Source organism: Corynebacterium sp. HMSC11D10 (genome assembly GCF_001806995.1).
Lineage (GTDB): Bacteria > Actinomycetota > Actinomycetes > Mycobacteriales > Mycobacteriaceae > Corynebacterium > Corynebacterium coyleae.
Window position 1 is genome coordinate 1 of the sequence record NZ_KV787082.1, and the last position, 14,234, is coordinate 14,234.

At 59.7% G+C, this 14,234-nt stretch carries 11 protein-coding genes and 1 pseudogene; 9 read left to right on the forward strand and 3 right to left on the reverse strand.

What is annotated here, in order from left to right; translation table 11 throughout:
- Nucleotides 1–28 precede the first annotated feature (28 nt).
- Nucleotides 29–226, reverse strand: a pseudogene (locus tag HMPREF3120_RS11835) (glutathione S-transferase family protein); the annotation flags it as partial.
- A 779-nt stretch (nucleotides 227–1,005) separates the two neighbouring features.
- Here HMPREF3120_RS11835 and HMPREF3120_RS09905 point away from each other — a divergent pair.
- Genes HMPREF3120_RS09905 through HMPREF3120_RS09915 form a run of 4 tightly spaced genes read left to right on the forward strand, consistent with a single transcriptional unit; the run spans nucleotide 1,006 to nucleotide 4,818 of the window.
- Nucleotides 1,006–1,311, forward strand: coding sequence for a hypothetical protein (locus HMPREF3120_RS09905; protein ID WP_070452913.1), 306 nt, complete (start codon nucleotides 1,006–1,008; stop codon nucleotides 1,309–1,311).
- Nucleotides 1,308–1,829 carry an ABC transporter transmembrane domain-containing protein gene (locus HMPREF3120_RS12410; RefSeq protein ID WP_246815467.1) on the forward strand — a complete coding sequence of 174 codons (522 nt, stop codon included), beginning with the start codon at nucleotides 1,308–1,310 and terminating at the stop codon, nucleotides 1,827–1,829. The genes HMPREF3120_RS09905 and HMPREF3120_RS12410 overlap by 4 nt, the downstream gene beginning before the upstream one ends.
- Entirely contained in the window at nucleotides 1,808–3,085 is a 1,278-nt protein-coding gene (locus tag HMPREF3120_RS09910; RefSeq protein ID WP_246815468.1) for an ABC transporter ATP-binding protein, read from the forward strand. The genes HMPREF3120_RS12410 and HMPREF3120_RS09910 overlap by 22 nt, the downstream gene beginning before the upstream one ends.
- Before the next feature lie 38 nt (nucleotides 3,086–3,123).
- Nucleotides 3,124–4,818, forward strand: coding sequence for an ABC transporter ATP-binding protein (locus HMPREF3120_RS09915; RefSeq protein WP_246815469.1), 1,695 nt, complete (start codon nucleotides 3,124–3,126; stop codon nucleotides 4,816–4,818).
- A 5-nt stretch (nucleotides 4,819–4,823) separates the two neighbouring features.
- Here HMPREF3120_RS09915 and HMPREF3120_RS09920 read toward each other — a convergent pair whose 3' ends face one another.
- Both HMPREF3120_RS09920 and HMPREF3120_RS12415 read right to left on the reverse strand, forming a co-directional pair.
- Nucleotides 4,824–5,513: an SLAC1 family transporter gene (locus HMPREF3120_RS09920; protein ID WP_246815470.1), complete on the reverse strand. Its 690-nt coding sequence runs from the start codon at nucleotides 5,511–5,513 to the stop codon at nucleotides 4,824–4,826.
- A 3-nt stretch (nucleotides 5,514–5,516) separates the two neighbouring features.
- On the reverse strand, nucleotides 5,517–5,708 hold the full coding sequence (locus HMPREF3120_RS12415; RefSeq protein ID WP_246815471.1) for a hypothetical protein: 192 nt from the start codon (nucleotides 5,706–5,708) through the stop codon (nucleotides 5,517–5,519).
- A 166-nt stretch (nucleotides 5,709–5,874) separates the two neighbouring features.
- Between HMPREF3120_RS12415 and HMPREF3120_RS09925 the strand changes: the two genes are divergently transcribed.
- The 5 genes from HMPREF3120_RS09925 (at nucleotide 5,875) to HMPREF3120_RS09945 (ending at nucleotide 14,162) form a co-directional block, all read left to right on the forward strand.
- Nucleotides 5,875–6,675 carry a YwiC-like family protein gene (locus HMPREF3120_RS09925; protein ID WP_371326163.1) on the forward strand — a complete coding sequence of 267 codons (801 nt, stop codon included), beginning with the start codon at nucleotides 5,875–5,877 and terminating at the stop codon, nucleotides 6,673–6,675.
- A 74-nt stretch (nucleotides 6,676–6,749) separates the two neighbouring features.
- Entirely contained in the window at nucleotides 6,750–7,280 is a 531-nt protein-coding gene (locus tag HMPREF3120_RS12210; RefSeq protein ID WP_168156431.1) for a hypothetical protein, read from the forward strand.
- 171 nt (nucleotides 7,281–7,451) lie between these two features.
- Nucleotides 7,452–9,452, forward strand: a complete 2,001-nt coding sequence (locus tag HMPREF3120_RS09935) for a type I restriction-modification system subunit M (RefSeq protein ID WP_070452922.1) — start codon at nucleotides 7,452–7,454, stop codon at nucleotides 9,450–9,452.
- On the forward strand, nucleotides 9,445–10,623 hold the full coding sequence (locus HMPREF3120_RS09940; RefSeq protein ID WP_070452925.1) for a restriction endonuclease subunit S: 1,179 nt from the start codon (nucleotides 9,445–9,447) through the stop codon (nucleotides 10,621–10,623). The genes HMPREF3120_RS09935 and HMPREF3120_RS09940 overlap by 8 nt, the downstream gene beginning before the upstream one ends.
- Before the next feature lie 2 nt (nucleotides 10,624–10,625).
- A complete protein-coding gene (locus tag HMPREF3120_RS09945) occupies nucleotides 10,626–14,162 on the forward strand; it encodes a type I restriction endonuclease (protein WP_070452928.1) in 3,537 nt (1,178 codons plus the stop codon).
- Nucleotides 14,163–14,234 lie beyond the last annotated feature (72 nt).

A 14,234-nucleotide genomic window follows, 5' to 3' on the forward strand; every position in this document is an offset into this window, starting at 1 on the left:
CGAACTGGACCACCTACATCAGATCAGACACAGCGCGATGCGCCCATGGGCAGGCACGTGCGGCGATGAGACGGTAGCGGTGCGGTTGCACAGGCCAGTGCAGAGCCTCATTGCTTATCGACGCAACAATGCGGTCATTGATGTAGTTCGTATCCCGCTTGAACTCGCCGTCCTTTGAGGCGTTCTGGGCGTCGCCTGCCCAATCCTTCTGTGTGCCTGCAGTCATCGTATCCTCCCTTATCGCGTGAAAAGTTTGTGACACGTCAACTATAGGCTGTTTCTGATCATGAGCGAGGGGGATGTGCTGTTGCAAGAGGATGAGCAGTGTGACGGAAAGCCCGGAGACAGGCCCAGAGACAGGCCCAGAGACAAGGCAATACAAAGCCTTCGGATGGCGCGAATCCTGGGCCTTCATCGCGGTCATGGTGTTTCTCTCCCTAGCTGGCTTCTTTATGGTCGATGGCGGTGAAAGGGCGCTGGAACCCCTTGACCGAGCGCCGGATCCATAGCCGTGCCATTTTGGGACACGCCCGCACCTTCGGTTTCGGGTCATTACCAGAGCGCTTATCCGGAGAAGCCTTCTGCTCCCACTCCAGCGGGGTAGTGATCGTCCCCTGAGTACGGGGATTCCCCGGATTTACAGGCTGATTCACCGAGAAGATTGTTAAAAACGCCTGCGGATTCTTGCGCCCATCCTGAGTCTTCGTCCACGCGTCACTCAATGGTGTGCTGGTTTTGCGCGATCTCGGTTTCAGCAATGTCTATCAAACGCACGAGACGGGGCTTGAGCCGCATGCGAGGTTAGGCTAACCTAACGTAATAATGGTTATTATCTTCTGAGAGGGCAACACAGTGCCGCTTGTGACTGATGAACCCACCACAGCGACCAATGAGTCGACGAGTCGGCCGAGAGGGGGCGGCACCGCCGACGACGGCCCGCGAACCCGATCACCTAACCCGAAACCGCCGCGTGGACGCGGCCCACACACCCGGAGACAGAACCAGATGAAGTCGATTGCCCAGATCGTCCAGAACAACCTCAGACTCCTCGCGGCCTACGAGGACAAGGTCCAGCCGAGGTTCCTCAGCCGCTATGCGCGTGAACCGATGGACGCCGCCGTCGAAGGGCTCGGGGCCGGACGGAATTCCACGTCGCCGACGTCCTCGCGCCGCTCGGCAGGGTCGCCGGGCAGCGAGGTCGAGGACCTCGCCGAAGCCAACGGGGTGAAGCTGGGCGGAGCCTCACACGTCGGCATGGTGTACTTCCGCACTCTCACGAAGAAAAGCGCGATCGGGGAGGCGGGCAAGTGAGCGCTGTGGACGGGACCGTAGGCCCGTGGTCGCTGCTCGCCCCGATTCGGACCCGGATGCGGGCGGTGGTCGCGTTATCCGTCCTGTCGTCGGTGGCTACCGTCGCTTCGCTGGTCGGCATCATCGACATCGCGATGACGTACCCGGAGGCCCCGGAGCATCGGACGTGGTTGGCCGTGGCTGTCATCGTCGTCGCCGCAACGGTGCGCATGGCCGCAGACGGCGCCGCCGGCATGCTCTCGCACCGGGCGGATAACGACCTGCAGCTCCACCTCCGGCGCCGGCTGGTCGCCCAAATCCGGAAGTTACCGCTGGGCTGGCTGGACGCCCGGCGCTCGTCGGGAATCATCGAGTCGGTTGAGAAGGACGTCGCGGCTGTCCACCAGCTCATGGGCCACACCGTCGGTGAGACCGTGGTGGCGGTGCTGGTTCCCCTGCTTTCCCTCATCGCGCTCGTCGTGGTGGATTGGCGGATCGCGGTGGTGGCGGTCGCCCGGTGCTGGTCACCTTCGCCCTGATGGGCGTGATGATTTCGCGCGGAGCCGGTCTTCAGCGCGACTACGAGCGAGCCTCCGAAAAAGTGACGGCCGCGGTCATCGAGCTGGGGCGCGGGATCCCGGTGATGAAGTCCTTCGGACGCGCCAACCAGGGAGCGGGTCGCTACGATGCCGCGGCGTTGTCGTTCGTCCGCGCGTGGTCCGCCTGGTCCCGGCAGTCGAACATCTATCTCGGGCTCATCGACGTGGTGACGTCCCCGACCACAGTCCTTGCAGTGGTGTGCGGGGCCGGCCTCGCTCTGAGGGACGCCGCGGGCGGCATACCGGAGGGTCTCGTCGCCGGGCTGGTTCTCAGCCTTGGACTCTCCGCGGCGATCGTGCGGGTGGCCATGAACTCCGAACCCATCATCGCGGGGATCGCCGCTCTGAAGTCCATCGCGGAGGTGCTGGGCACGCCGCCGATCGCCGAGCCTGCCGATCCGGTGCCCGCGCGCGGAGGCGCGCTCGAGGTCCGGAACCTGGTCTTCTCCTACGGGGATGGGCCGCGGGTCCTCGACGGGATGTGCGCGACGTTCGAACCAGGGACCCTCACTGCGCTGGTGGGGTCCTCCGGTTCCGGAAAGTCCACCGTCGCCCGGCTGTTGGCGCGTTTCCACGACCCTGTTGAAGGCTCGGTGCTGCTGGGCGGCGTCGATCTTCGCGACATCGCCGTGCGCGACGTGCACCGCTCGGTGTCGGTGGTGTTCCAAGATTCGCAGTTGTTCACGCTGCCGTTGCGGGAGAACATCCGGCTGGCCAGGAGAGACGCCACCGACGACGAAATCATGGCGGCCGCGAAGCTCGCGAACCTCGATGCGGTCATCGCGGCGCTGCCGAAGCGCCTGGATTCGGTGGTCAACGTCGACGTGACCTTTTCCGGTGGTGAGGCGCAGCGCGTGGCCATCGCGAGGTCGATCGTCACGGACGCGCCGGTGCTCATCTTCGACGAGGCAACCGCTTACGCGGATCCGGCTTCCGAGGCCCTCATCCAGTCCGCAATCGAGCGTTTGGCCCGTTCGCGGACGGTGATTGTGATCGCGCACAGGTTGAGCACGATCCGCAACGCCGACCGCATCCTCGTTCTCGATGGGGGAGCGGTCGCGGAGGCGGGTACCCACGACGAGTTGCTTGCGCGCGGTGGCCGCTACCGGGATTTGTGGCGCGCGTTCGTGCTCGACGACGAACCATCCGCCCCGCGGGGCACTGAATCAGACGATGAAAAGGCGGCAAACCGATGATTCGAGACTTGTGGTCGATGACGGATCGGCGCTCGAGAATGACGCTGGTGTGGCTCATTGCGTTGGCCACGCTTGCCGCGCTGGCCCAGGGAGCGGCGTTCGTCGCGCTGCTGCCGCTGCTGTCGGCTCTGGCCGAGGGAGATGACGCGACGACGTGGCGTTTCACCGGCGTCATCGCCGGCCTCGCGGCCGCCCATGCGGTGCTGTCCCTCGCCGCGGGGACGGTCGGCAGGGTGAATTCCGCAGCGGTGCTGTCGTCCCTGCTGCGTTCCCTGGGCGAACGCGTGCTGACGTTGCCACTCGGGTACGTCACCAAGTCCACGGCCGGCCGCTTTTCGGAGATGGCGTCGTCGGGTATCGCGTTCGCGGCGTCCGTGCCGCACGTGATCCTGCGGCCCGTCATCGCCGCGGTGGTTACGCCGACCGTCATCGCCTTCGGAATTCTGGCGGTGGATTGGCGCGTCGGTTTGGTTCTTGTCGCGTCAGCGCCGGTGCTCTTCTTCGCCTACCGGGCCATTGGCCGGGTCGGCGGGGAGTCGGACGAAGCGCATGCTGAGGCCGTCGCTGCCGTCTCCAGCAGGCTGATCGAGTTCACCCGCGGCCAGCAGGCGATTCGCGCCGCGGGCGACGGTTCGGCGGCGGACGCGATGGTGGATGAGGCTATCCAGGCCCAGCACGATGCGTTCGCGAAGGCGACGTCGACGCAGGGGGCGGCCATCGGACGGTTGGGTTCGGTCGTCCATGCGGTGTTCACGGCGGCGGTGATCGTCGCCGTGGCAGTCGCCGCGACGGGCGGGATGGCGCCGGCGCATTTGGCGCCGATGCTCATCGTGCTCGTCCAGTTCACCGGACCGATCACCACGGCGGGAGCGTTGTCCGGCGGTTTCGGTGCGGGCCGCAACACGTTGGCTGCGTTGCGTGACCTGCGGGCAATCCCCGCCCTTCCTGAACCTGCCGCACCGGAGCTGCCCGACGGGCATGACGTGGAGTTCCGCGGTGTGAGCTTCGGGTACGGAGATAAGAAGGTTCTCGACGACGTCAGCTTCCGTGCACCTCAGGGAGCGCTGGTTGCCGTAGTGGGACCGTCGGGGTCGGGCAAGACGACGGTCATGCGGCTGCTGTCGCGTTTTCACGATCCGGACTCGGGGGAGATCCTCATCGGCGGGGTGCCCTTGCCTCGGATCGGCACCGACGGCGTGAACTCGCTGGTGACCCCGGTGTTCCAGGAGACGTTCCTTTTCGACGCGTCCGTGCGGGACAACCTGGTCTTCGCCGACCCCGGCTTCGGTTCCAGGCCCGGTGACGGGGACCGCTTGCGCGAGGCTGCCCGGCGTTCCGGGGTGGACCGCATCGTGGAGCTGCTGCCTTCCGGGTGGGATACCCCGGTGGGGGAGGAGGGGACGCTGCTGTCGGGAGGTGAGCGGCAGCGCCTCGCCATCGCCCGGGCGCTTCTGAAGGATTCCCCGGTGGTGCTTCTCGACGAGCCGACGTCCTCGCTGGATGCGGCCACTGAGCGGGCGATCGTCGGCACGATTGAGGCGTTGCGCGGCGATCACACTGTGATCGTCGTCGCCCATCGCCTGCACACCATCCGCGATGCCGACCTCATCGTCGTGCTTTCGGAGGACGGGACGGTCGCAGAACGGGGCACGCACGATGAATTGCTGGCGAAGGGCGGCCCCTATGCCGAGTCGTGGACCACCACGACGACGGCATCGGAGAAGCGCGGATAGCTAGTTCATCTAGCGCCAGATTGGCTTAGTTCCCAGGAGCCAAAGCGCACCGCGCAGACACCCCAGTGGAGGAGCAAGAGCACGAGGAGCGCCAAGGAAAGTGTGTGCCAGCCTTCGTCCCAAGCACCCAAGCACAGGGTGCCCACGGGGAAGGTAGAACCCCACCAACCAGGGCCGTAGGGCGCCCAGTGGAGGACAGCCTCGTAGAAGCAGTACATGGCATAGAGGACACACGGTACGGCGAGGGTGAACATGATGAGGCCGTACAGGTGGGCGTCGAAAAGCAATGTCGATGCTGCCGTCGACTGGCCAATAACACCGAGGGGAATCCACGCTGTACCCGCGGCGGCGCCGCGCGGGCGTGTGCGGGACCAGTAGCAGTAGAGGAAGAGCGGGATCGCGGTGAACAACGTGAGGAAGAAGCACAGCCCACCCGCGTAGTGATAAAACTCGCCGTGATGGGTGGCGAGCTGCCCGCCGGATGTCGCAGCGACCATCGGGGACACGAGCGCCAAGCCCCACGGGAACGCAGGCTCGGTGTAGTGCTCGGACTGCTTCCACAAACCCCAGAGTTGCCACAGGCACACGATGATGGCTAGTGGCGCGCCGATCCACCAGCTGATCAGCTGGAACGCATCGTTGCCCGTGAGTGCCGTCCACGCCGAGCCGCACGCGAGCAGCCCCATCGCGTACATGCCTCACGCCGCCATGTTCTGGCGCCGCAGCGGCTCATTGCGCACGCCGACCGTGAACACAACAAGGAGCCCCGCCGCGATGAGCGCAAAAACTACCTGGGCTACATGAAATCCATGTAACTCAGTCAAACTCGACGCAATCGAGGTTCCCATTAAAGCGCCGGCCCAAGCGGGACCGAACTTTGGCAACGTCATAGGACTAACGCTAGGCCTGCCACCTCTCCTCATCCACTTTGGGTCGGGGCTTTGTGGTTTTTAGGACGCGAATGGCCTGAAGCGCGCGACGGTGCCGGGTGCTTCGAATCGACGGAAAAGACCACGCCAATTGCCCATCACAGATTCGCATCAGTAGGGTGAAAACATGTCGAAGAGCCAGGCGCAGCGTAGCGTGTCGCGCAACCCCCGCACACGCCGACGCTCACCCGGTTGGGTGCCCGACCAACACGGCGCCTGGTTTATGGTCACTGTCCCCGCTATCACCGGCGTCATTCTGGCGCCGTCGTGGACTGCGATTCCTCTGTTGCTGACCTGGTGGCTCGGCTATTTCACCTTTTTCGCCGGCAGCGTCTGGATCCGTTCGCGCTTCCGTGAACGCAACCGGCCCCCGGTCTTGGTCTACGGGTCGCTCGCGGCGGTCGCGGGTGTGACAACGCTGATCTTCGACTGGCGGCTTCTCATGTGGGTCCCGGCGTTCGCACCGTTGGTGGCCATAGCCGTATTCGAGGCATGGAAGCGGCGTCCGAGGTCGCTGTTGTCGGGTGTTTCCACTGTCGTAGCAGCCTGCCTCATCCTGCCGGTGGCCGCCTGGGCCGGGGGAGGCCTGGATGTGGAGGCGTGGGCCGCATTTGCCGTGTACCTGGCGTACTTCGTCGGCACTGTGCCCTACGTGAAGACGCTCATCCGTGAACGCGGCTCCAGGCCCTGGTTCATCGGGTCGGTGAGCTATCACGTCGTCGTGCTTGTCGCTGCCGTCGTCGCCGTGCTCGTAACCGGCGGGCATCCTTTCCACCCAGCGATCATCGTCGTGGCCGTCGTGTTGCTCGCGCGGGCGACGCTGATGCCGATTACCGGCGCACGTCGTGAGAAGCCATGGACGCCGAAGATCGTCGGACTTCTGGACGCTGCCATCACAGTGCTGGTGGTCATCGTTGTGCTGCTCTAAGGCGCCTCATTCGCTGCCTCGTCACTTTGGCTGATTGAGATACAGCCCATGGCTTCCGCCGTATGATGTGGTGCATGAACTGCCGGAATGTCCGTATCAACTCCGTCGCGGCGCTTATCCTGAGCCTGTTAGGGGCGGCGTTCTTTGCAGTAGGGCGGATTCTGTTTGGGGTGGGCGGATGGCTCGTGTTCTACTCCGTTCCAGCTGGGGTGATCGCCGCACTTGCGCTTCTTGCTTTGTGGTTTATCCCCGTACGCCACGTGAAGGACGGCCAGCAGGCAGGGCCGTATAAGTCCTTCGGGTGGCGTGAGTCTTGGGCCTTCATCGCGGTAACGGTGTTTCTCTTCCTCGCCGGCTTCTTTATGGTTGATACCGGTGACACTGAAGAGAGCGTGAAATCCGTTTTCACCCAGCTTGTAGGGAGACGGGCGTTAGATCTTTCTTCAACATTGTGTTTGCTCTGTGTCCTTGGAGTGATTGTGTCCTACATCGTGGGCGTTGTTGTGGCGGTGAAAGGACGCAAAGGCGAGATACAGGACAGGGGCCAGGCAAACATTCCTTCACCGACGAAACCGGTCTCACCCACACCGGGTGGGATGAGGTAGGTGCCGGTTTTGGTGGTCTTGAGATATTCGAGAAGCATTTCGTCGCGCGACATGGATCGGTGCACAGTGGCAAACCTCCCGCTCGTACGGTGAAACACCAACATTTGTTGTCCGAAAATGAGTGATTCCTGTGGGACAATCAGGCGTCTACAGATTCACAAGGAAGCAACGATGACTGACACCTCAGAGATCCTCGATTCGATCACGCCGAAGCAAACTGCCAAGGTCAACAGCCTCAACGCTGCCATTTGGCAGACCGCAGATGATTACCTGCGGCTTATTGTCCCGGCCGAGAATTACGGTGACTACATCATTCCGTTCACTGTGCTCCGTCGCCTTGAAGGTCGATTGGAGTCGACGAAGAAGGACGTATTAGATCTCGTCCACCGGGAGAACGTGAAGGGAACAGATCCCTCGATTGTGAATCTCAAGATTGAGAACATGTTCAAGCTTCGTTTTTGGAACACGTCTCAGTTGTCCCTCGAACGCCTGGCCACCTCCGACGACACGTTGAAGGAAGGGCTGCTGCAGTATCTCAGGGCGTTCTCTGCAAATATCCAAGAGATTTGGAAAGCGTTTGAGTTCGAGAAACTCATCGACTTCCTTGACCGCAATAATCAACTCTGGAATGTGGTGAACCATTTCGCGTCCATCGACATGTCTGACGAGGCACTCCAGGATCAGACGATGGGCGACATCTTCGAGAACCTGATGTATCGTTCCTTCGCCAGAAAAGCGAAAGACGCCGGTGAGTTCTACACTCCGCGCGACGCGATTCGTCTGATGACGTCCATTCTGTTCACCTCGGACGACGCGGAACTCGAGGAAGACGGCATCATCCGTTCCGTCTACGACCCCACCGCCGGTACGTGCGGCATGCTCATCGCTGCACGTGATGCGCTCCGGGCTATCAACCCAGGTATTGAGATCGTCGTTGCAGGACAAGAACTCAAGGAATCTTCATTCGCTATGGGCAAGTCTGATCTGCTCATGCAGGGGTTCAAGAACCCAGAAGTGTTGAAGTTTGGCAACTCCCTGACCAATGATCAGTACGCCGACGAAACCTTTGACTACATCATGGCGAACCCGCCATACGGTTCGTCCTGGAAGGCATTCCAGAAGGACGTCAAGGCGCTCCAGGAGCAGGGCGATCCACGCTTTGCTGAGGGGCTTCCCGCTGTCAGCGATGGCCAAATGCTGTTTCTGATGCACATCGCGCACAAACTCGCTGCGGCTGATGGTGCAACGAAGGGTGGTCGCGCTGCTGTGGTTACGAATGGCTCCCCGCTATTTACCGGCGATGCCGAAAGCGGTCCGGACAGTATCCGCAAGTACCTCATCGGCGCGCAAGGTGGCACCGAAGTGCTGGACACGATCATCGCGCTGCCAAATGACATGTTTTATAACACCGGCATTGCCACCTACATCTGGATCCTTGACAGGAACAAGGAACCACGTCGTCGTGGCAAGATCCAGTTCATCGACGCGACCGAAATTTGCGCCCCGATGCGTAAATCGATGGGTAACAAGCGTGTCGAGTTCTCTGAAGACAGCATCCGCGACATCACGAAGATCTACAAGGATTTCGAGGAAAGTGACCGCTCTATCATCGTGACAGCTGATGAACTGACTTACCGCGATGTGCCGATGTTTAAGTTGGCGCACTACGCCGTCAGCGTCACCGACGAGACTGTGGCGGAAGCTATGAGTCATAAGACCGCATTTCCAGAGCATGAAGCAGTCATCCGCGAGATGAAAGGGCGCGAATACAACGACCTGTCTAAGGCGCTCAAGTCTGCTGCGAAGGAACGCGGTGTGAAGATGGGCGCGCCACTGCTTCGCCACATTATGAAGGCGTTGGCAGTGGAAGATGAGAATGCGCCTGCATCTCTCGATGAGAAGGGGAACCCGGTCGTGGACGCTGCTTCCAAGGTGATCGAGCGCGTCCCATACTTGGAAGACGTGTCCGAGCATATGGAGCGTGAGGTGCTCCCGTTCGTTCCGGATATGCAGTGGGACGAGTCCTTGGCGAAGGTTGGCACGGAACTACCGTTGACCCGCCTGTTCTACAAGCCAGAAGAGTCTCGCTCCTTGGAGGAACTGGACGCGGATATCGCTGACTCCCTGGATCGTATCTACGCCATGTTCGGAGAGGTGCGGGCAGATGACTGAGTTTCACCCGAACAAGTTGGGGTTGATCTCCACGATCTTGCAATCGAATGTCGATAAGAAATCCAAGCCGGATGAACCCGCTGTCGAACTGTGTAACTACACGGATGTTTACTACAACGACACGATTACAACGGATCTTGATTTCATGAAGGCAACCGCCTCTCCGGATCAAATTGTGAGGCTCCGGTTGGCGGAGGGTGATGTCATTATCACGAAGGACTCCGAAACAGCGGACGATATAGGTATCCCTGCATACGTAGATTCCACTCATGATTCGCTCGTCTGTGGTTATCACTTGACGGTTCTTCGTGCTCATTCCGGAAAAGTTTTCCCGAAGTTTCTCTACTACTTGATGCTGAGTAGGGAAACAAGCGAGTATTGGGAAAAGCGTGCGAATGGAGTTACCCGCGTCTCGATTCCTCAGCAAACAGTTTCATCATTACCAATTTCCCTTCCTGATCTCGAAACCCAGCGCTGTATCGCTGATTATCTCGACAAGGAAATCAGCGAGATGGACGCGCTGATCGAAGAGTTCGAAGGGCTGGTCGGAAGTCTTAGGTATCGCAAGAAGCGTTTCGTGGAGTTTGAGTTTCAGAAAAGCGAAAGATGGAATCTCGTCCCGCAACGATTGAAACTTTTGGTAGATAGTGAAGACAACCGCCGTGTTCCAATTGATTCTGGGGACAGAAAAGATATCCAGGGAGAGTACCCGTACTACGGGGCATCCGGAGTCATCGATTACGTAAACGATTACATCTGGGACAACGAAAAACGTTTGCTAGTTTCCGAAGATGGGGCAAACCTAGCAATGCGTAATCACCCTATTGCCTTCGTTGCAGATGGGCAGTATTGGGTAAACAACCATGCGCATGTTCTCAAGCCTCGACATAACTATCCCGCAGAACTGCTCGCTGCTGCAATCGAGATTTCCCCGATCCACCATCTAATCACTGGGAGCGCCCAGCCTAAATTGACCGCTTTCAACATGGGGGAGATTGCATTTCCCTTCCCGAAAGATACTGATTCTGCCATCTCGATGAATGTCTTCATTCAGGAGGAATTGTCACGCATGGACGCACTCATCGAGGAATCCACCAAACTCATCGAAAACCTCAAAGCGCGCAAGACCGCGTTGATTACCGAAGTCGTTACGGGGCGGAAAGAGGTCTAATCATGGTGAACCCAATTCTTGAAGAAGCGATGGAACTGACCATCTGCCGGTCTCTCAACGACCAAGGCTGGATTTGGAACGAGGGTGCCAACGACAAGGGGTTCGACCCCGAACTTGGACTCTTCCCGGAGGACGTACTCCACTGGCTAAAGTCCCAGTATCCGGGGCAGTACGAGCGTGCGATTCCGAAGACTGCGAACGACACAGAGCGAAAGTCTCGCGAGCACCGGCTGCTGAAGCGTCTGACCAAGGAACTCGACTACACGCCGATTCTTGATGGCATCACCAAGAAAGTCAACGGCGGACTACTGGGCACGTTGCGAGATGGGTTCTCGTTTACACAGACAGACCTTGGCACCGTGAACTTCCCGGACATGGCGGGCTTCTACCCGTATGACTCGGCGAAGACGGATGTGATCGACAAGGCGAAGGAAAACCGCCTACGCGTGCTGCAGCAAGTCCACTTTGAAAAAGGTGGCCTAGGCGAGATTGACCTTGTGCTGCTGGTCAACGGCATTCCCGTCATCACCATGGAACTCAAGACTGACAACACGCAGTCTATTGACGATGCTGTCAAGCAGTACAAGCACGACCGCAAGCCGAATCGCTCCAGCCGCCCGCTGCTCAACCCCGGCCGCTGTCTCGTCCACTTCGCGGTGTCCTCGCGTGAAGTCATGATGACCACGGAACTCAACGGCACCGATACTGTCTTCCTTCCGTTCAACCAGGGAACCGAGGAAGGCCGCGCTGGCAACCCAGACAACCCCAACGGGTACAACGTTTCCTACCTGTGGGACTGGGTGTGCTCACCAGATCTGCTGCTGCGCATCCTGAAGGATTACGCACTGTGGGAGCCGTCTACGAAGGGCAACGAGGGGCGTCTGATCTTCCCGCGCTTCCACCAATTGCGCTCTGTTGAACGCGTCACCAGCGATGTTGCAACCAACGGCACCGGTCGGCGGTACTTGATCCAGCACTCTGCGGGTTCCGGCAAGACGAAAACGATTGCGTGGTTGGCGCACCGTGCCAACAAGATGATCCATGAAGACGGTACGAAACTTTTCGATTGCGTAATCGTCGTTACGGATCGCACCGTGCTGGATAAGAACGTCGCGGATGGACTCTCGCTGCTGCAGGCTTCTGAAGGCATGGTCATCAACATCACTAGCGATGACACGTCCAAGTCCGAGAAACTCAACCACTATCTCACCCAGGGCAAGCGCATTTTGTCCTGTACGCTGCAGACCTTCCCGGCACTGGCGCAAACGATTGACCGTTCGCCGAAACTGCGGAACCGCCGCTGGCTCGTGATTATCGACGAAGCGCACTCGTCCCAACACGGCAAGGCATCGCGCACGCTGCTCGAGACATTGTCGGATACTCCCGACGAGCTTGCGGAAGCGGCAACGCGAGCGGCTGCGGATATTGAAGACGAAGAGATGCTCGATGGTGGGGCAGCGCTCAGCGAGCCTGCCGGTTCGACTCAATCTGGCGGGCTCACGCGTGCCGAAAAGGACCGTCTGCAGCAGCAGCGAGATTCGGCAGTCGCCCGCTCGTCGAACGTCACCCTCGTTGCGCTGACCGCAACGCCCAAGGCAAAGACTCTTGCTGTGTTTGGCGAGCCGTCCCCGGACAACCCAGAGAAGTACGTGGCATTTGACCTGTACTCCATGGCGCAGGCAATCGATGAGAACTTCATCCTGGACGTGCTCCAGAACTACATCTCATTGTCGCTCTACGCCAAGATCGAAGATCAACTTGGCCGCGAAGACGACGTCATTCTTGGCGAGGCAAAATCTGCACTCAAGCATTTCGTTCGCTCCCACGAGAAGACGATCCACTCCAAGGCCGAAGTTGCCGTCGAGCACTTCAATAACAACGTGCGCTTCCTGCTCGGATCGACCGCGAAAGCAATGGTCGTTTGCGACGACCGCATGAGCGCATACACCTGGTTCCGGGCGGTTCAGGACGTGATCAAGTCCAATCCGAAATACCACGGGCTCGAAGCACTTGTGGCGTTCTCTGGTTCGCTCGACGTGTCCAAGGACGAGGACATCGAGGAGATCGTTACGGAATCCTCCCTCAACAACGAGAACGCACCTGAGGGGCATCGTCGGATGGAAACGACGAAGATGTTCGACGGTGCGGCGTACAAGTTCCTCATCGTGGCTAACAAGTATCAGACCGGCTTTGACGAACCTCGCCTGTCAGCGATGTACGTGGATAAGCCACTGTCCGGCGTGATGGCGGTGCAGACGCTCTCGCGTCTGAACAGGACGATGCCGTCGAAGAATAAGACCAAGACTTTCGTCGTCGACTTCGTCAATGATCCCGAAACGATTCTTCACTCGTTCCAGCCGTACTACTCGCAGGCGTCTATTGACACCGAGGTAGACCCCGACGTACTTGCAGATCTTGCTCGCGTACTGGACACCTCCCAGTTCTACGACGTCGAGGAGATGGAAGCGATCGCCGACACGGTGATGGACCGGGACATTGACGTAAAAAAGAAAGACAGCCTGATCCGAATCGGGATCGATCCAATCATTACCCGGTGGACCGAGTTCTACGGAGGTGCTTTGATCTCCAGGGACAAAGACAACGAAGCAGTGGCCACAGATTTCCGTGCGAACCTGGTGAAGTACGTTCACGCGTGGGACTTCTTGAGCCAGTTCATCGACTTCCAAGACATCACTCTGCACAAGCGTGCGATCTTCGCCGACCTGCTCGCGCGCAACCTCAAGCTTGGCAAGAAAGCACGCGAGGAGGACTACGTCACCGGCGTCGAGGTAGTGAAGACCGCGGTCATGGGTGACGTTGAAACAGGCGTTGAGCTGAAACTCAACATCGAGGATTCGCGGGCACCTCTCCCTGTTCCAGGGTTTGATGGACGTGTCTCTACCGGTGGGGCAGGGGATCCACTGCAAGGTGCATTCCGCGAAGCAGTGGAGCAGGTCAACGAGCTGTTCTCCGCTGCAGGCATCGACATGTCCAACTCGGCGAATACCCGCATGGTTCATGCCGTGTGGGAGGCGTTAGCTAACGACGAAGAAGTGGAAGCCCTTGCCACCAAGAACCCGCAGGAGGCGTTGGCGAAGTCACCGAAACTTCGCGACAAAGTGCTTTCCGCAATCTTGGGCGCCGACGCTGAGCACGAGCAGTTCACTAACCTCATGCTCGGTGGCGAAGACGCGCTGAACGTTCTCACCGCAGCAATGTCTCGTCTTGCCGTTGCTGCGATGGAGGACAAGGCGCGCGGGATCGCAGTGCCGGACGACGCGCTCATCGGTGGTGCGGAAGAACCCCAGGACGAGTCGCCGGTTGAACGTCGTATCCAGGACCTTCTCGATGTAATGCTCATGCACGCTGGTGCTTCTACTGTTGAGGAAGAACTCGCCCGCTCACTCGATGACGCACTTTCGAACCGTGGAACCTCCAACGTGTTCGAGGTGGTTCGCTCACAGTTCGTCGGGCACTCGTTGCCAGTTGACGGTGATCTGTACCAGGGTGTCGTGATGTACGCAGTGGAGCACTACTAAGGGGCAAGGACGGGGCCGATATCTTCTGAAAAGAAAACTGAAGTGTCCCAGGTTTTGTTCCGTTTGAGTAGA